Consider the following 18,143-nt stretch of genomic DNA (forward strand, 5'->3'; position numbering starts at 1 on the left):
AACTTATCGGTTTAAGGAGAAGTAAATTAATAGAGCTACACCGGCTACAATTCGGTAATAACCCCAAGGTTTAAAACCGTATTTTTTGATGATTCCGATAAAAAATTTAATGGCAATCACAGCTACTATAAAAGCAACGATGTTGCCCACCAAAAACATTTTTAAATTATCGGTAGATTGTGTTAATAGCTCATAACCTTTGAGTTGTGACGCTTCGTAAGTTTTTAAAAACAACGAATAAGTTGTTACGGCCAACATAGTAGGAACCGCCAAGAAAAACGAAAATTCTGCAGCCGTTTCTCGGGTTAACCCTTGTTGCATTCCGCCAATAATAGAGGCTGCAGAGCGACTGGTGCCGGGCATCATCGCCAAACATTGCCAAAAGCCAATGGTAACGGCTTTTTTAATGGTGATGTCTTCTTCATGTGCCACAGTAGGATGGTTAAAACGACCGTCAATAAATAAAAGCACAATCCCGCCAAGAATTAAAACAATCGCTATTGGAATCGGGTCGCCCAACACAGCTTCAATTTTGTCATCAAACAATTTTCCCAACACTAAGGCCGGAATTACAGCACAAGCCAATTTCACATAGAAGCTTAGTTTGCTGAAATCAAAAAACTTGCGCCAATACAAAACCACTACTGCTAAAATGGCTCCGAATTGTATCGAAACCTGAAACAATTTTACAAAGTCGTCTTCTTGGATACCGAAAAAGGAACTGGTAAAAATCATGTGAGCTGTCGAAGAAACCGGCAAGTATTCGGTTAAGCCTTCCACGATGGCGATGAGTATCGCTTGAATGTAATCCATGGTTAGATTGTTAGATTATTAGATTATTAGACCTTAGATAAACACTTCTAAGAAGTCTAACAATCTAAGGGGTCTAATACGTCTATTTACTTTTCTTGAAAATCGAATAAATGGTAATCCCAAAACCAATCAAAACTACAGTTGGCGCCAAACGAATTCTGCGGAAACTGAAAACATCTTCATTGAATACATTCGGGTCATCGCTGCCACCGCCACTCATCAGGATAAAACCCAAAGCAATTACGGCAATACCAATCAGTAATATTTTGTAGTTTACCTTTTCAAAAAGAAAATCCGGTTTTTGCTCGTTGTTTTTCATAGTCTGTTATCTATTCTTGGGTTTGTCTGTCAGTCTTTTATCTATAGTCTATTCTCTAGTACAAATCGTCTGTTCTTAAATTCAAAAAGCGTTGGGTGGCAAAAAAGGTGCTCAACCAAGTAATCAACATGCCCAAAACAACAACGCCTAATAATACAGCGGCAATGGCCAATTGATTCTCCATAATGCCTAAATTGTCGTAGTTGGTTTCAAAATACACCAAAACGCCAATCAAAGCAAATACCGCCAATAACGAACCAATCAATCCGAGAATCAAACTTCTAACAATAAACGGTTTGCGGATGAACGATTTGGTCGCGCCCACCATTTGCATCGTTTTAATAATAAAGCGATTCGCATAAATGGACAAACGCAATGAACTGTTGATGAGCAACACCGATATCACTGCAAAAATCCCACTGAAAATGAGTATCCACATACTTATTTCCTGAATTTTATCGTTTACTTTATCCACCAATTGTTTGTCGTATACAATATCCGCAATCATCTCGTTTTTGCGCAAACGATTCTGAATTTTAGCAATACTGTCGTTCACCACATAATCGGCTTTCAAATAAATATCAAAAGAATTTTGCAGCGGATTCACGCCTAAGAACTGCATGAAATCTTCGCCTATGTCTTTTTTGTGCATTTCGGCCGCTTTTTCTTTAGAAACATATTCGTAAGATTTGGCAAATTTGGCCGTTTTCAACTCTTCGTCAAAAGCCTTGATGATGGAGTCGTTGGCGTCGTTTTTAAAGAACACGGTCATCGCAATTTCTTCTTTGAAATTGTTAGAAATGCGCTTGGAATTCAATACAAAAAGTCCCAATAAACCCAACAAGAACAGCACTAAAAAGATACTCAACACTACCGAAAAATAAGAGGTAATTACCCTGCGTTTCTGAAACTTTTCAAATGATGATGCCATAGACTGTATTTTATGGGGTAAAAATAATAAAGAAAATTGTTTTTCCCCTTTATAACGGACAAACTTTTAACTTTATTATATTAAATGTAAATTTGTCGCTCAAAATTTTTAGGCTTGTCCCAAAATGAGTTTGGGAAGCGAATGGTTCAGGCAGTTTCAGCCATCCATTTTCCCGCTTTCCGGGTTACACGGTAACCTCTCCAATCGGGGCTAGAAATTAAACGAATTTAAAACCTTAGAACCGTAGCGCCTCAGTGCCTTAGAACCTTTATAAGAATGACACGAGCTCGCAAGAGCGACTGCATGAGACCGATAAAAAACAATATAAACGACGAATGACTTGAGCATCAGCGAAAGCATTACACAGATAAAAAAATATAATCGAGTAATGAAATATTTCCACGAAAAAATCGAAGCCAAATGGCAACAGTATTGGGCCCAAAACCAAACGTTTGCTGCCGCTAACAATTCAGACCAACCCAAGTATTACGTACTCGACATGTTTCCGTATCCTTCCGGAGCCGGCTTACACGTTGGGCATCCGCTGGGTTACATCGCTTCCGATATCGTAGCGCGTTTCAAACGCCACAAAGGTTTTAATGTATTGCATCCGCAAGGCTATGATTCTTTTGGGTTGCCGGCCGAGCAATACGCCATTCAAACCGGACAACATCCGGAAAAAACCACTCGTGAAAACATCGCCCGTTACCGCGAGCAATTGGACAAAATTGGTTTTTCCTTCGATTGGAGTCGAGAAGTACGCACTTCTAATCCCGATTATTACAAACACACGCAGTGGATTTTCATCCAACTGTTTAATTCGTGGTACAACAACGATACTAACAAAGCCGAAGATATTGCCACACTAATCGCTATCTTTGAAAAAGAAGGCAATGCGACGGTTAATGCGGTTTGCGATGATAATATCACACCATTTTCAGCTGCAGAATGGAACGCTTTCTCTTCCGAACAACAACAAAAAATACTATTGCAATACCGCTTAACCTATTTGGCCGAAACCGAAGTCAACTGGTGTCCGGCTTTAGGAACCGTTTTAGCCAACGACGAAATCGTAAACGGCGTTTCCGAACGAGGCGGTCATCCGGTCATTCGCAAAAAAATGACCCAATGGTCGATGCGCATCTCCGCTTATGCCGAACGTTTATTACAAGGTTTAGACACTATTGACTGGAGCGAATCCATTAAAGAAAGTCAGCGAAACTGGATTGGAAAATCGGTTGGAGCCTCTGTAAAGTTTAAAGTACAAAGTACAAAGTACGAAATTGAGGTTTTCACAACAAGACCTGACACCATCTTTGGCGTTACGTTTATGACTTTGGCACCGGAACACGAATTGGTTGCTAAAATCACCACTCCGGAACAAAAAGCCGCCGTGGAAGCTTATGTTGAAGCTACCGCCAAACGTTCCGAAAGAGAAAGAATGGCCGATGTCAAAACCATTTCAGGCGTTTTCACCGGCGCTTACGCCGAACATCCGTTTACCAAAGAACCGATTCCGGTTTGGATAGGCGATTACGTGTTGGCCGGTTACGGCACCGGAGCAGTAATGGCTGTACCGTGCGGCGATGAAAGAGATTATGCTTTTGCCCATTTCTTCAAAGGACAAAACGGGATGCCCGAAATTAAAAACATTTTCAACCAGGATATTTCGCAAGAAGCCTTTGCCGCCAAAGAAGGATTTGAATTGGTGAACTCCGATTTCCTAAACGGTTTGGGCTACAAAGAAGGTACTAAAAAAGCCATTGAAGCCTTGGAAAAAATCGGGCAGGGGAAAGGCAAAACCAACTACCGTTTGCGCGATGCGGTTTTCTCTCGCCAACGCTACTGGGGTGAACCGTTTCCGGTGTATTACGTCAACGGTTTACCGCAAATGATTGACCCAAAATACTTGCCAATCGTTTTACCTGAAGTAGAAAAATATTTACCTACTGAAGATGGTCAGCCACCTTTAGGTAATGCTACGGATTGGGCGTGGGATAGTGTTCAATGTTCAGTAGTCAGTAACCAGTTGATAAACCACCAAACCGTCTTCCCGTTAGAGTTAAACACCATGCCGGGTTGGGCAGGCAGTTCGTGGTATTGGATGCGTTATATGGACGCGCACAACGACGCCGAATTCGCCTCAGCCGACGCCCTAAAATACTGGGAAAACGTAGATTTATACATAGGTGGCAGCGAACACGCCACCGGCCACTTGTTGTACTCGCGTTTTTGGAATAAATTTTTAAAAGACAAAGGTTTTGCGCCAACCGAAGAACCATTCAAGAAGTTGATCAATCAAGGCATGATTTTGGGGATGAGTGCGTTTGTATATCGTTCTGAAGATTCTAAAAAATTATATTCCAAAGGATTAATTACTGGTGAAAAAGTCCATCCAATCCATGTTGATTTATCGGTCATCAACGACATCACCAACGAATTAGACATCGAAGCCTTCAAAAACCATCCGTTATATTCGGATTACAAAGACGCTGAATTCATCTTAGAAAACGGCAAATACATCGTAGGTCGCGAAGTCGAAAAAATGTCGAAATCCAAATACAACGTGGTGAATCCCGATGATATTTGCGAGCAATACGGCGCCGATACGTTGCGTTTATACGAAATGTTTTTAGGACCGTTAGAACAAGCCAAACCATGGAATACAGCGGGAATTACCGGAGTATCAGGTTTCTTGAAAAAACTATGGCGTTTGTATTTTGATGATAACGGTTTGATTGTCACTAACGAGGAACCGACTGCCGACATGTACAAATCGCTTCACAAAACCATCAAAAAAGTGACTGAGGATATTGAGAACTTTTCGTTCAACACTTCCGTATCGCAGTTTATGATTTGTGTGAACGAATTGGCTTCAATGAAATGCAACCACAGAGCGATTTTAGAACCATTGGCCGTTCTTATTTCTCCGTACGCGCCGCACATCGCCGAAGAACTTTGGGAGCAATTAGGTCATCAAGGTTCTGTTTCTACGGTTCCTTTTCCGGTTTGTGAAGACAAATACTTGGTAGAATCCGAAAAAGAATATCCGGTTTCGTTTAACGGCAAAATGCGTTTCACCATCAAGTTGCCTTTGGATTTAACCGTACAGCAAATCCAAGATATTGTGATGGCCGACGAACGAACCATCAAACAACTAGATGGGCGAACACCAAATAAAGTCATTATCGTTCCCGGCAAAGTGATTAACTTGGTAGGATAATATTGCCAGGGATAAGTTTAAAGTGATAAGGAAAAAGTAAACCAACTTTTGCCTTATCCCTTTTCTCTTTTTACTCCTTTCTTCACCATTTGTCAATAAAAAGTTAAACCCATATGGTACAGTAACTTCTCTTGTTATTTTTGGGCGTAATATTTAAAATCAATCATCATGAAAAACGGAATTTTATCTTTATTGTTGTTGACCGCTTTTATCGGGTTTAGTCAGGAAAAACCTTCTGATTCCATCAAAGTCAAGAAGTTTAAAGTAGATGGTTATATCGGTTTCAACGGTAATATTAACGACAACATGAATCTCAATAAAAAACTCAGCAATGCCAATTTGCCGGAGTTGGACAGTTTTGTACCCGAATTGACTTTTGGGTTGAATTTCTTCGGAAAGCAATATTCCGGCGATCTTGAGTTTGGATTTTTATTCGCCAAACCCGAGCAAAACACTAACGAAATGAAATACCGTGGTTTCAACACTCGTTTGAGAGTACACTACAATGTAGTAAACCAAGAGAAGTTTGCCTTAACCACAGGGCTTTCCTTAGCCTACATGGGAAGCCAATACGACATTTACTCGAAAAACAACACCATTGATTTGAACGATTTAGAGCCGAACAATAACAGTGGTCACGTGAATTTTACCAACCAAATGTTGTATTTCGGGCCATCGGTTTCGATGTATTTGTTTAAAAAATCAAGTTTTGAAGTGAAAGTCAACGCAGGTTATGAATTTGCCTTAACTCGCGGGCGTTACGATTCAGAGTTTGGCAGCGTATTGAACAATGTAAACGAATCGGGGAACAACCGTTTTGTGTTCGGGATAACTTTGTTGTAATGACAAGCTGTCATTGGTTTGGCTTTGGCGCACCTTTTGAAGTAACTTTAAAAACTTAAATTCAGAAATTATGTTAGGCTATTATATTTTAATCGGTTTAATTGCTTTGGTGAGTTTTGCGGTAAGTTCAAAACTCAAAAGCAAGTTTGAGGAGTATTCCCATTTACACTTGCGCAACGGCATGAGCGGTGCCGAAATTGCCACTCAAATGCTACACGATCACGGCATATACGATGTAAAAGTGATTTCCACACCCGGCCAATTGACAGACCATTACAATCCAACCGACAAAACCGTTAATCTAAGTGAAGGCGTTTACAATCAAAGAAATGCTGCTGCTGCTGCGGTTGCCGCTCACGAATGCGGTCATGCCGTACAACACGCTACGGCTTACAATATGTTGCAGTTGCGCTCGCAGTTGGTGCCAATTGTGAATGTCGCTTCCGGTATGTCGCAATGGTTAATTATAGGGGGGTTAATTTTAGGCGCTGCAGCCGGTTTAGGTCTCGGATTTTACATAGCTGTAGCCGGATTGCTCTTGATGGCTGTAGCCACAGCTTTCAGTTTTATCACTTTACCTGTAGAATATGACGCCAGTAACCGTGCCTTGGCTTGGTTAAAAAACAAAAATATGGTCAGTCAGCAAGAATACGCCGGTGCCGAAGATGCCTTAAAATGGGCTGCCCGAACGTATGTAGTCGCTGCGATTGGCGCATTAGCCTCGCTCTTGTATTGGGCGTTGCAAGTATTTGGAGGTTCCAGAGAAGAATAAAAATAAACCCGTTACGAAAGTAGCGGGTTTTTTATTTGGGAGCAGAATGGCTCGGGCTTTATCGGTGATCCGTTTTCCCGCTTTTCGGGTTACACGGTAACCTCTTCACTCGGGGCTAGAGAGAAGCAATAAGTGTACTTGTGAGCAAAAGTTCTTGATTAGCTTCGCTCAATTCGGCTAAAGCCTCGGGTCAATTTTCACTCCACTGCGTTCCGTGAAAACCACTCGAACTGACGAACCCAGCAACTTTAAACCCGTAACTCGCAACCCGTAACTCGCAACCCGCAATTAAAGCTGTATCTGTCGTTCCAACTGCTGTTCTAACGAAATAAAAGTCTCCGTTCTCGACACGCCTTCAATGGGTTGGATTTTTTTATTGAGCAATTGCATTAAGTGTTCGTTGTCGCGGCAAATAATTTTGATCAGGATGCTCCAGTTTCCGGTGGTGTAGTGGCATTCCAGTACTTCGGGGATTTTTTTAAGTTCTCTTACGGCGTCGGCATTGCTCGAAGCTTTGTCTAAATAAATGCCAATGAAGGCCATGGTTTTGTAGCCCAACACTTTATTGTCTATCACCACTTTGGAACCCGAAATCACACCGGCTTCTTCGAGTTTGCGCAACCGTTGGTGAATGGCGGCACCGGAAATCCCGATTTTATTGGCGATTTGTAAAATGGGTTTTCGAGCATCTTCCATAAGGTCACGGAGGATTTCTTTGTCGATGCCGTCAATTTCTATTTGCAGTTGATTGATTTTCATAGGTTTATGTGTTTATGATGAGTATTACAAGCTAAAGCTTGTGTACCTCAAGTCCACCGGACTTGCTCCTCTTAATATCAAATCATCAATTTCAATTTGCAGCTGGTTAATTTTCATGACTCAAATATTTAAAGTAAAAATAGTGATTTACTTTATGTTTTAAATAAAAAAACCAAAATCGGTTAAGATTTTGGTTTTATTGTTGTTCGCTGAAAAGAAAATGGAAACCTCTTTAGCCCTGATGGGAGTGGCACGAAGTAAAACGGACAGCAGGAATATGGATTCCAAAAATGCCCGAGCCATTCGCTTCCAATAAATCAACAACTTAGTGACTCAGATACTTTATTAATTCCCTAACAATCGGTCCGGATTGTAGCCTACATAAGGCATTTCGGTTTCTTTGAAAATCACGCCAAAGGTTTCCAATTCTTTTAAAATTGGGTTGTACACTTCGGGACGGATGGGCAGTTGTACCCCCGGCGTTTTGATGTTGCCGTTAAGGATTTGCAAAGTCGCCATAGCTACCGGTAACCCTACGGTTTTGGCCATGGCGGTATAGGTTTGGTCGTCGCCGATGCAAACCATTTTAGAGTCGATTTGTTGGCGCGCGCCGTTTATTTCGTAGCCGAATTTGTGATACATGACAATCATATCTTTGTCTTCGGGTTGGAGCGACCAGCTGTCGTTGAGGATGCGTTCTAAGATTTGCGCCGGTGTGGCATTTTTGAGTCCGACTTTCTTATTCGGGTTGAATAAATCGAGTTCCAATAGTTTATCCCACATGATGTCGTCTTGCTCAATACCCAATTGCAAGCGGGTTTTGATTTCCACCGAATCGGTTGGGGAATACGGTAGGAACGAATTGATGAAATCGCGGTAGCTCATGTTTTCTGAGTCTTCCATTATGTAAGTGTCGTCTGTCATGCCCAATTGCACAAACATGTTCCAAGCTTTGGAGAATCCTACGCGACGAATGGTGCCGCGGTACAGCGTGAGCACATCGTCTAAACCATACACACTGCGGTATTTTAGCGAATCGCGGTTGGCGTAGCCTTCAAATTTGCCGTAACCTTCCACTTCTAAGAACTCGGTTCTCCGGAACAATTTGTGGTACGGGATGTATTTGTATTTGCCTTCTTGGATGAATTTGGAAGCACCGCCTTGACCGGCCAACACTACATTACGCGGTGCCCAAGTGAATTTATAGTTCCACAAATTGGTGTCGCTTTCCGGTGCTACTAAACCGCCGCAGAAAGATTCGAATAAAATCATTTTGCCGCCTTTGGCTTTGATGTCGTCAATGACTTTCATCGCGCTCATATGATCGATGCCCGGGTCGAGCCCGATTTCGTTCATAAAAATCAATCCTTTGGCTTTGACTTCGGCATCTAAGCTTTGCATGGCATCGGAGATGTAGGAAGCCGTGACCATATTTTTTTGGAAGGTTACACAATCTTTGGCCACTTCGATGTGCATGTGTGCCGGTAACATCGAAATTACGATGTCGGCTTTTTGGATTTCAGCTTGGCGTTGGGCTTCGTTGTTGATGTCGAGGGCAATGGCCGTGGCGTTCGAATGGTTATTGGTTTTGCGTTGCGCCAATTCCAACGATAAATCGCCTATGGTTAGGTGTAAATTTTCTTCGTTGGATTTGTTTAAAAGGTATTGTATCAGGGACGATGCGGAACGACCGGCACCGATAATTAAAATCTGTCTCATGCGTTTGTTTGTTGTTGGCAACAAATGTATGAATTTGATTGTAACAAAAAAGCCCATCGTTTCGGATGGACTTTCGGTTATTCTAAACCTTCGAGTTCTTCGAGCTCTTTTTTGGCTTCTTGTTTGGTTTCGATTTTTTGCTGTTCGAATTGGGTGTCGGTAGCGACTTCGTCTTTCACCAACAACGTTTTGCCTAATACTACAGCAGAGCATAATGCGGCAATAGTTAAAATGATTTTCGGGAATTTCTTCTGACTGTCTTCGGATTGTTTTAACGTTAGTAAATCAAATACCAATGCCAGTCCAATAGGCAAAAAGGCCAAAGTGTCGAGAGGTAATATGGTAAATACGATGCCTAATAGGCCAAAGACAACGGATAAGATTAAAAATAGTTTTCTCATGAGATAGGACTTAAATGCCTGAGGCAGACGTTAAGGTTAATTGTCCGGTGCCGACAGGAATGCTAAATTTTAAGAGCGCCGGAATTTTTTTAGCATCAGCGGTTAGCCAAATGAGGTTTTTGTCTTTGCCTCTCAAAGCATCTGTTTTGGCGCCGATAGACAATTTGTAACATTCTTTTTTGCCTAAATTACCGGCGTTTACGGTTTCTTTTCCCATAAATTTAAGGGTGACCGGAATTTGCTTTTCGTCGAAAACAATCATTAGATTTTGAGTTTGTCCCACTTTGAATTTGCTGAAATCGAGTGTTCTGACTTTATACAAAAGCGAAATAACATCTTGCGTTGTACCTCCGATAGTGAACGTTTTTTGGGTTTCCGGTTTGTTTTTTCGTTTAGTGGTGCTGTTTACCGTGTTGCCTTTGAAAACATATTTTTCTTTTTTGGTGTAGCCGCCTTCGTCTATGCTTCTTTTGTACAAACTGGGTTTTAGATTTGCGGGGTTAACATAAGACTCATATATATCTCTGATTTTAAAAAACGAATCCCATTTGCTGTAAGTAGATAACTCACAACTCAAATGCAAATAAGCATTTTTGGAAGTCGATACAGTTTCAGTGCTCATGGTTACTTGTGCCAATTGTGTCATCAATCCGCTCATATTATAGGAACCGGCATAAACCAATCGTTCTCCCGGTTTTATGTTTTGACCAAAACTACAGTTTGAAAAACCTAAAAAAAAGAGGTAAAAGCCCAAAAAGATATTTTTCATAGTGGAAAATTAAGCTGCAAATATAAAATTTTAAAAAAAGTCAGCCACTAAAAGAAAAGCGAAATTACTTTAATTACTAGTTGATAACGGATAAATTTGTAACATAGTATTTTAAAACAAAAACGGATGGAACGAAAAATCACAAGCTCTGGCGTAATTTTAGGAATGACGGCCATTATTTTAGGGGCTTTCGGAGCACATGCTTTGAAGAAAGTGTTAACCGCAGAGGAATTGATCACCTTTGAAACCGGGGTGAAATATCAAATGTATCATGCACTTTTTTTGCTTTTTTTAGGCATGACAAGTTTGGTGAATGAAAAAGTGAAGAAAAGCATCTTTAAATTGATTGTGGTTGGAGTTGTTTTCTTCTCAGGTTCTATTTATATTTTGGCAACCAAGACAATTACCGGAATTGATTTCAGACCGCTCGGAATTGTGACACCTATCGGCGGCACACTATTAATTATCGGTTGGTTACTTTTGCTATGGAATTTAACACTTCGCCAAAAATAATATTCCTTTAAAAAAATAGTTTCTGAAATTTAATTTTTACCTTTGTGTCCTGATTCATAATACAACACAAACTTAATTTTATGGAGAATTACGCTCAAATCACGAAATCGATTTCGTTAGATCAATACGGTATCAAAAACGTTCAAGAAATCATTCATAATCCCTCTTTTGACCAATTATACAATGAAGAATTAAACCCTAATTTAGAAGGTTACGAGAAAGGTCAGCTTACCGAATTAGGCGCAGTAAATGTAATGACCGGTGTGTTTACTGGAAGATCACCTAAAGACAAATATATTGTTAAGGATGCGATAACTGAAAACACCATTTGGTGGAACTCGGACAAAGCGGCCAACGACAACAAACCTATTTCTCAAAACACTTGGGAAGCTTTAAAAGAAACAACAGTTAGCCAATTATCAGGCAAAAAATTATATGTGGTTGACGCTTTTTGCGGTGCCAACGAAAATACGCGTTTGAAAGTTCGCTTCATTATGGAAGTGGCTTGGCAAGCACATTTTGTGACCAACATGTTTATTCGTCCTACAGAAGAAGAGTTGGCCAATTTTGGTGAACCTGATTTTATTGTAATGAACGGTTCTAAAACTTCTTTCAAAGATTATGCAGCTCACGGATTGAATTCTGAAGTTTATATTGCTTTCAATTTAACCGAGAAAATGCAATTGATAGGCGGTACTTGGTATGGTGGTGAAATGAAAAAAGGGATGTTCTCTATGATGAACTACTACTTGCCTTTGCAAGGTATTGCTTCGATGCACTGTTCCGCTAATAAAGGAAAAGACGGCGATGTAGCTGTATTCTTCGGATTGTCAGGTACCGGAAAAACGACTTTGTCAACTGATCCTAAACGCGAATTAATCGGAGATGACGAACACGGCTGGGACGATGAAGGTGTTTTCAATTTTGAAGGTGGTTGTTATGCTAAAACTATCGATTTAAGTAAAGAAAACGAACCGGATATTTACAGGGCTATCAAGAGAGATGCCTTGTTGGAAAACGTAACAGTTGATGCCAACGGCGTAATTGATTTTAAAGACGGTTCGGTTACGCAAAACACGCGAGTTTCTTATCCAATTTATCACATACAAAACATTGTTAAACCGGTTTCAAAAGCAGGTCACGCTACCAAAGTAATTTTCTTGACAGCGGATGCTTTCGGGGTAATGCCGCCGGTTTCTAAATTAACGCCGGAGCAAACACAGTATTATTTCTTGTCCGGTTTCACGGCAAAATTGGCGGGGACAGAAAGAGGAGTTACACAACCGGAACCTACTTTTTCCGCATGTTTCGGTAAGGCCTTTTTGTCTTTGCATCCTACGAAATACGGAGAAGAATTGGTTAAAAAGTTGGAAGAACATAATGCTACCGCTTACATGGTAAATACCGGCTGGAACGGAACCGGAAAGCGTATTTCTATCAAAGACACCCGTGCTATTATTGATGCTATTTTAGATGGTTCTATCGAGAAAGCCGAAACTAAAATGATTCCTGTTTTCAATTTGGCAGTGCCAACGTCATTACACGATGTAAATCCGGCTATTTTGGATCCTAGAGATACTTATGAAAACGAAGCAGATTGGATTGCCAAAGCAACTGATTTAGCTTCAAGATTCATCAAGAACTTCGCTCAGTATACCGATAACGAGCAAGGGCAAAGCTTAGTAAAAGCTGGGCCACAGGTATAATAACTAACCAACCAAAGAAAAAGCCATTCAATTTTGAATGGCTTTTTTATTTTCAAATACAGAGATATTTATTTTCCTTTATTGGCGTCGGCGATGTATTTTTCCAAAGCCATGGTCATTGATGGTGTTTCAGGAGTCGGAGCCAAAATATCAATACGCAAACCATGTTCCAAAGCTTCTTTTTGAGTAGTGCTTCCAAAAACTGCTATTCTGGTGTTGTTTTGCTTGAAATCAGGGAAGTTTTTGAATAACGATTTGATTCCGGTTGGACTAAAGAAAGCCAAAACGTCATAATAAACATCCGCCAAATCAGACAAGTCACTCATTACCGTTTTGTAAAAAGTAGCTTGAGTCCAATCTACTTTTAAATTGTTTAAGGTTTGAGGAACATCATAGTTTAACTGGTCGGAGGCCGGCAACAAAAACTTCTCGTCTTTGTATTTTTTGATTAGCGGAGACAAATCAACAAAGTCTTTTTGTCCCACATATATTTTGCGTTTACGGTATACTACGTATTTTTGTAAATAAAAAGCAATGGCTTCCGATTGGCAAAAATATTTTAAATCTTCAGGTACTTTATAGCGCATTTCTTCGGCTACCCTGAAAAAGTGATCTACCGAATTTCTACTGGTCAAAATGATAGCCGTATAGTTGTTAAGATCGATTTTTTGAGCCCTAACATCTTTTGCACTAACTCCTTCAACATGAATGAACGAGCGGAAATCAACTTTTACCTTATGTTTTTGTTGTAACTCAAAATAAGGTGAATTCTCTACTTTTGGCTCCGGTTGAGAAACCAAAATTGTTTTCACTTTCAAATTTGACATTTTAATGTGCTAAATTTTTTGTAATCAAATAATATATAAAATAGTACGGTGCTATTTCAAGTGCGCAAAGATACAAAATAAAATAAAACAACTTGCCGATAAGTAAGTTTTGATAAATCTTCAAAGAAATCAAGTAAGAATATAAGTTTATTATTAAAATGATAGTAATAATGCAAAAAAGAAGCACATTTGATGTGTTGTTGCTGTAGAACAGATAAATGTTCAACGGCAGAATCAACAAACTGATAAATGTTCTGTAGCTTACTTTTTGCAAATTGAGTTGTTCGGCAAACTCTTCAATGTTGAAAATCGCAGCAATAATCTTCTCAATAAGAAATTTAGAAAGAACAAAAACTCCGAAAAAAGTTAGAATTCGGATAAATAGTATCCAATCGGTTTTAGAGACATATCCGAAGTGACTGAGCGCCATTTGGATGAAAAAGGAAAAGGAAATGCTTTGTACTACAAACAAAAGAACGGTAAACCCGCTCATTAAATGGGAAGGATCTTTGTAGACTTTAATGTATTTGTCCGAAACCAATATTTTCAGAAAATCATTAAAGCGCGTTTCGAAAGCTGTTCTTGTAACGGCTATTAAAGTAAACGACAAAACGAAAAGATAAGTCGCCCAATCTTTTGCTTCAATTACCCTTGGTTCAAAAACGATTTCTGTCATATTGTCGACAAAATTACTAATTTTTTATTTGTTAAATTATTATATAATTATTAAGATGTGTCACTGATAAATAGTTTATTTTTGCACAAAGTATGACTATAGCTTTATGAGTGACGGCATTGTAATTATTCCGACCTACAACGAAATTGAAAATATCGAAAGCATCATTCGAGCCGTTTTTTCTTTACCGAAATCGTTTCACGTGCTGATTGTGGATGACAATTCTCCGGATAAAACGGCAGACAAAGTAATCGAATTACAAAAAGAATTTGGCGACCGACTTTTTCTGGAAATCAGAAAGAAAAAATCCGGTTTGGGTACTGCTTATGTGCATGGTTTTAAATGGGCGATGCAGCATAATTACAATTATATTTTTGAAATGGATGCCGACTTCTCACACAATCCAAACGACTTAGAACGATTGTATGAAGCTTGCATTAACGGTGCTGATTTGGCCATTGGTTCCCGATATGTAACCGGAGTAAATGTGGTGAATTGGCCGCTCAGCAGAGTACTATTGTCCTATTTTGCCTCTGTTTATGTGCGCATGATTACCGGTATGAAAATTATGGATGCTACTGCCGGTTTCATCTGTTACCGCAGAGAAGTGTTAGAGAAAATTAATTTGGATGCCATTAAGTTTATTGGATATGCGTTCCAAATAGAAATGAAATACCGCGCATTTGCTAAAAATTTCAAGATAGTGGAAGTCCCCGTGATTTTTACTGATCGTACCAAGGGTCAATCTAAAATGAGTGGCGCAATTATTAAAGAAGCCATCTTTGGCGTAATTTCTCTCCGATTCCGGAAATTTTTAAACCGATTATAAACTACTGAAAATGAATACCGTTTTAATTAAAAATGCCAAGATTGTTAATGAAGGAAAGATTGTAACTGGTGACGTTTTGATTGAAAACGAATGGATAGTCGAAATAGCCGAAAGCATCAGTCCTAAATCCCCGGATTGTAAAATTATTGAGGCTGAAGGACAATACCTCATGCCGGGTGCCATCGACGACCAAGTGCATTTTCGCGAACCTGGATTAACCCACAAAGGAACCATAGCTTCCGAAAGCCGAGCAGCTGTTGCCGGAGGTATTACCTCATTTATAGAGCAGCCTAATACGGTTCCGAATGCGGTTACCCAAGAACTTTTAGAAGACAAATACCAAATTGCCGCTCAAACTTCTTTTGCGAATTATTCCTTTATGATGGGCGGAACCAATGATAACTTGGAAGAGTTACTCAAAACCAATCCAAAGAATGTTGCGGGAATTAAGCTCTTTTTGGGTTCTTCAACCGGAAATATGTTGGTAGATAACCAGGAATCGTTAGAGAAAATATTCTCATCTACCAAAATGTTGATTGCCGTACATTGTGAAGATGAGGGTACAATTAGAGCCAATTTGGAACGTTATAAGGCCGAGTTTGGAGAAGATATACCGGTGGAATACCACCATTTGATACGAAGTGAAGAGGCTTGTTATTTGTCGTCTTCCAAAGCCATTGAATTGGCTAAAAAAACCGGCGCCCGATTGCACGTTTTTCATTTGTCTACGGCTAAAGAAATGGAGTTGTTTACCAATAAAATTCCGCTGGAAGAAAAACAAATTACTGCCGAGGTTTGTATCCATCATTTGTGGTTTACCGATGCTGATTACAAAACCAAAGGCAATTTGATTAAATGGAATCCGGCCGTAAAAACGGCAGCCGACAGAGACGCCTTGTGGAAAGCTCTGTTAGATGACCGAATTGACGTAATTGCCACCGACCACGCGCCGCATACTTTAGAAGAAAAACAACAAGTGTATACCAAAGCACCTTCTGGCGGACCATTAGTGCAGCACGCTGTAGTGGCGATGTTTGAAGCGCACCACCAAGGTAAAATTTCGATTGAAAAAATAGTTGAAAAAATGTGTCACAATCCGGCTAAGATTTTCAAGATTGAAAAACGCGGTTTTATCAAAGAAGGCTATTACGCCGATTTGGTTTTGGTAGATCCTTCAATGCCATGGAATGTCAAAAAGGAGAACATCTTAGCGCAATGCGGATGGTCGCCCTTTGAAGGCTATAACTTTAAGTCGAGAATTACCCATACTTTTGTTAATGGTAATTTGGTGTACCACAATTTTAAAGTCAACGACAAACCTTTCGGAAAACGATTGTTGTTTAACCGCTAAAATTTTATGAGGTTGAATTTTGCTAAAATAATTAAGATGGATGCCAGGAATCTGTTGATGGTTTTGCTGCTTGTATTGACCAGCTGTACTACGGCTGTAGAAAAGCCTAAAAAATTGATTGAAAAAGACAAGATGATTGATATTTTGTACGATATATCGTTACTTGAAGCCATTAAATCACAGAACATTAAGGGCGGCATCAGCTCTCAAAAATCCAATGAGTTCTTATTCAAGAAGTACCAAATTGACAGTTTGCAGTGGGAAGAAAACAACAAATATTACGCGACTGATATTGAAGAGTATAAAAAAATGTACCAAGAAGTAAAAAGAAGAATTGAACAGGAAACTCAAAAAGCCAATGGTAGCGCAACCACCGATGGAACGATTCCGTCAAATCCGGACGAACCAATGGTAAAATAATTATTTTTGGTGCAAGCGAATTACTTCGTCAATGACTGTATCAATGCGTTGAAACTCAAAATTCAACGCATTTTTTATTTTAGCATTAGAAATATCCTCCGCTGTTAAAAGCGATTTCGCGCTGTATTTGGTCAGTTTTCTTTGGGTGTTGAAAAAAGCTGCCGACAGCCAATCTAATCGCCAGCCTATGGCTAACATCCAAGGTTTGGCTTCCCATTTAGGTTTTTTAGCGCCTAACTTCTCAGCAATTTGTGAAATGATGTCTTTGAAAGATCGATTCTCGGCTACAACGGAAAAACGTTCTCCTGAAATATCGCTTTTCATCAATCTAATCATTATAGTTGCTACGTCGGTGGCACTAACATAGCCTGTGGTACCGTTGGTGTAAAACGGAAATCCTTTTTGGATGGCGGAAAAGAAAAGGCCGCTACCCTGATCCCAAAAACCGGCCCCGAAAATCACACCGGGATTCACAATCACTACATTCAAGCCTTCTTGTTGGCCGCGCCAAATTTCCATTTCGGCGCCGTATTTGGAAATGGCGTAATCGCTGTGCAAGTGTTCCGGATTCCATTCGGTTTCCTCGGTAATGTTGGTTTCGTTGGGTTTTAAATCGCCCAAAGCGGCAATAGAACTTACATGGCAAAGTTTATTCACCTTGTAATCTATACAAAAGTTTACGATGTTGGCTGTGCCTTCGATGTTGGTTTTGCGGAGTTTGTTTTCATCTTTAGGAGCATAGGAAATGTGTGCGGCGCAATGGTAAACGTGCGTTACGCCTTGGAATGCTTTTTCCAAAGAAGGTACGTCGATAATGTCACCTTCCATCCATTGGATTTTGTGGAATTGGTCTTCCTTGCCATACAATTCGAATAGCGATTGGGTTTTGCGAATGTTTTTTCCGTTACGGTAAATGGCCCGAATTTCCGTCTCGCTTGCCGTTAATTGTAACAGCAAATGCGAGCCTACTAAACCGGTTCCGCCTGTGACTAAAATCATGTTGCTAAATTACGAATTATGAATTACGAATTACGAATTATGACCCGAACAAAATAATTATTATTTTGAGAATAGCCGAAGCAATTACGAATTTGGTGTATACCGGTAAGCGAAAAGATTTTCCTCTAGCCCTGATTGGAGCGGCACGAAGTATAGTGGAAAGCAGGAATATGGATAGCTGATAAATCCCGAGCCTTTCGCTCCTAAAAATTCCTAATTCCTAATTCCTAATTCCTAATTCTGTTTATCTTTGCGCTCATAAAGAATTATTAG

At 39.9% G+C, this 18,143-nt stretch carries 18 protein-coding genes; 8 read left to right on the plus strand and 10 right to left on the minus strand.

Features of this window, described 5'->3' with window-relative positions:
* Window positions 1–3 precede the first annotated feature (3 nt).
* The 3 genes from Q0M21_RS09100 to Q0M21_RS09110 form a co-directional block, all read right to left on the minus strand.
* Window positions 4–813, minus strand: a complete 810-nt coding sequence (locus Q0M21_RS09100) for an undecaprenyl-diphosphate phosphatase (RefSeq protein ID WP_295337348.1) — start codon at window positions 811–813, stop codon at window positions 4–6.
* Window positions 814–895: 82 nt separating this feature from the next.
* A complete protein-coding gene (locus tag Q0M21_RS09105; RefSeq protein WP_295337350.1) occupies window positions 896–1,132 on the minus strand; it encodes a DUF3098 domain-containing protein in 237 nt (78 codons plus the stop codon).
* Between the two features lie 55 nt (window positions 1,133–1,187).
* The gene (locus Q0M21_RS09110; RefSeq protein WP_295337353.1) at window positions 1,188–2,063 is read right to left on the minus strand and encodes an ABC transporter permease; all 876 of its coding nucleotides are present in this window, start codon (window positions 2,061–2,063) and stop codon (window positions 1,188–1,190) included.
* A 388-nt stretch (window positions 2,064–2,451) separates the two neighbouring features.
* Here Q0M21_RS09110 and leuS point away from each other — a divergent pair, with 388 nt between their 5' ends.
* From leuS to Q0M21_RS09125, 3 genes are all read left to right on the plus strand, one after another.
* The gene (gene leuS, locus Q0M21_RS09115; protein ID WP_295337356.1) at window positions 2,452–5,286 is read left to right on the plus strand and encodes a leucine--tRNA ligase; all 2,835 of its coding nucleotides are present in this window, start codon (window positions 2,452–2,454) and stop codon (window positions 5,284–5,286) included.
* 168 nt (window positions 5,287–5,454) lie between these two features.
* Window positions 5,455–6,129: a hypothetical protein gene (locus Q0M21_RS09120; RefSeq protein WP_295337359.1), complete on the plus strand. Its 675-nt coding sequence runs from the start codon at window positions 5,455–5,457 to the stop codon at window positions 6,127–6,129.
* Between the two features lie 70 nt (window positions 6,130–6,199).
* Window positions 6,200–6,901 carry a zinc metallopeptidase gene (locus Q0M21_RS09125; RefSeq protein WP_295337363.1) on the plus strand — a complete coding sequence of 234 codons (702 nt, stop codon included), beginning with the start codon at window positions 6,200–6,202 and terminating at the stop codon, window positions 6,899–6,901.
* A 288-nt stretch (window positions 6,902–7,189) separates the two neighbouring features.
* Here the strand turns inward: Q0M21_RS09125 and Q0M21_RS09130 are convergent, their stop codons facing one another.
* The 4 genes from Q0M21_RS09130 to Q0M21_RS09145 all read right to left on the minus strand — a co-directional run bounded on the left by Q0M21_RS09130 (window position 7,190) and on the right by Q0M21_RS09145 (window position 10,549).
* Complete coding sequence (locus tag Q0M21_RS09130; RefSeq protein ID WP_290874052.1) at window positions 7,190–7,660, minus strand: Lrp/AsnC ligand binding domain-containing protein; 471 nt, start codon at window positions 7,658–7,660, stop codon at window positions 7,190–7,192.
* A gap of 345 nt (window positions 7,661–8,005) precedes the next feature.
* The gene (locus tag Q0M21_RS09135; protein WP_295337367.1) at window positions 8,006–9,379 is read right to left on the minus strand and encodes a saccharopine dehydrogenase family protein; all 1,374 of its coding nucleotides are present in this window, start codon (window positions 9,377–9,379) and stop codon (window positions 8,006–8,008) included.
* A 77-nt stretch (window positions 9,380–9,456) separates the two neighbouring features.
* Complete coding sequence (locus Q0M21_RS09140; RefSeq protein ID WP_295337370.1) at window positions 9,457–9,780, minus strand: hypothetical protein; 324 nt, start codon at window positions 9,778–9,780, stop codon at window positions 9,457–9,459.
* Between the two features lie 10 nt (window positions 9,781–9,790).
* Window positions 9,791–10,549: a DUF3108 domain-containing protein gene (locus Q0M21_RS09145; RefSeq protein WP_295337372.1), complete on the minus strand. Its 759-nt coding sequence runs from the start codon at window positions 10,547–10,549 to the stop codon at window positions 9,791–9,793.
* Window positions 10,550–10,675: 126 nt separating this feature from the next.
* Between Q0M21_RS09145 and Q0M21_RS09150 the strand changes: the two genes are divergently transcribed.
* Window positions 10,676–11,062: a DUF423 domain-containing protein gene (locus Q0M21_RS09150; protein ID WP_295337375.1), complete on the plus strand. Its 387-nt coding sequence runs from the start codon at window positions 10,676–10,678 to the stop codon at window positions 11,060–11,062.
* 80 nt (window positions 11,063–11,142) lie between these two features.
* Window positions 11,143–12,768 (plus strand): phosphoenolpyruvate carboxykinase (ATP), encoded by a 1,626-nt coding sequence (pckA, locus tag Q0M21_RS09155; protein WP_295337377.1) that lies wholly within the window; start codon window positions 11,143–11,145, stop codon window positions 12,766–12,768.
* Between the two features lie 68 nt (window positions 12,769–12,836).
* Here pckA and Q0M21_RS09160 read toward each other — a convergent pair whose 3' ends face one another.
* Window positions 12,837–13,586: a uroporphyrinogen-III synthase gene (locus tag Q0M21_RS09160; RefSeq protein ID WP_295337484.1), complete on the minus strand. Its 750-nt coding sequence runs from the start codon at window positions 13,584–13,586 to the stop codon at window positions 12,837–12,839.
* Window positions 13,587–13,596: 10 nt separating this feature from the next.
* The gene (locus Q0M21_RS09165; RefSeq protein WP_295337379.1) at window positions 13,597–14,271 is read right to left on the minus strand and encodes a DUF4271 domain-containing protein; all 675 of its coding nucleotides are present in this window, start codon (window positions 14,269–14,271) and stop codon (window positions 13,597–13,599) included.
* Window positions 14,272–14,377: 106 nt separating this feature from the next.
* Between Q0M21_RS09165 and Q0M21_RS09170 the strand changes: the two genes are divergently transcribed.
* Genes Q0M21_RS09170 through Q0M21_RS09180 form a run of 3 tightly spaced genes read left to right on the plus strand, consistent with a single transcriptional unit; the run spans window position 14,378 to window position 16,871 of the window.
* Entirely contained in the window at window positions 14,378–15,100 is a 723-nt protein-coding gene (locus Q0M21_RS09170; RefSeq protein WP_295337381.1) for a polyprenol monophosphomannose synthase, read from the plus strand.
* 10 nt (window positions 15,101–15,110) lie between these two features.
* The gene (locus tag Q0M21_RS09175; RefSeq protein WP_295337384.1) at window positions 15,111–16,451 is read left to right on the plus strand and encodes a dihydroorotase; all 1,341 of its coding nucleotides are present in this window, start codon (window positions 15,111–15,113) and stop codon (window positions 16,449–16,451) included.
* 36 nt (window positions 16,452–16,487) lie between these two features.
* Window positions 16,488–16,871, plus strand: a complete 384-nt coding sequence (locus tag Q0M21_RS09180) for a DUF4296 domain-containing protein (RefSeq protein ID WP_295337386.1) — start codon at window positions 16,488–16,490, stop codon at window positions 16,869–16,871.
* Here Q0M21_RS09180 and Q0M21_RS09185 read toward each other — a convergent pair whose 3' ends face one another.
* Complete coding sequence (locus tag Q0M21_RS09185) at window positions 16,872–17,870, minus strand: NAD-dependent epimerase/dehydratase family protein (protein WP_295337389.1); 999 nt, start codon at window positions 17,868–17,870, stop codon at window positions 16,872–16,874.
* Window positions 17,871–18,143 lie beyond the last annotated feature (273 nt).

The organism is Flavobacterium sp. (assembly GCF_024710485.1).
Classification (GTDB): Bacteria; Bacteroidota; Bacteroidia; order Flavobacteriales; family Flavobacteriaceae; genus Flavobacterium.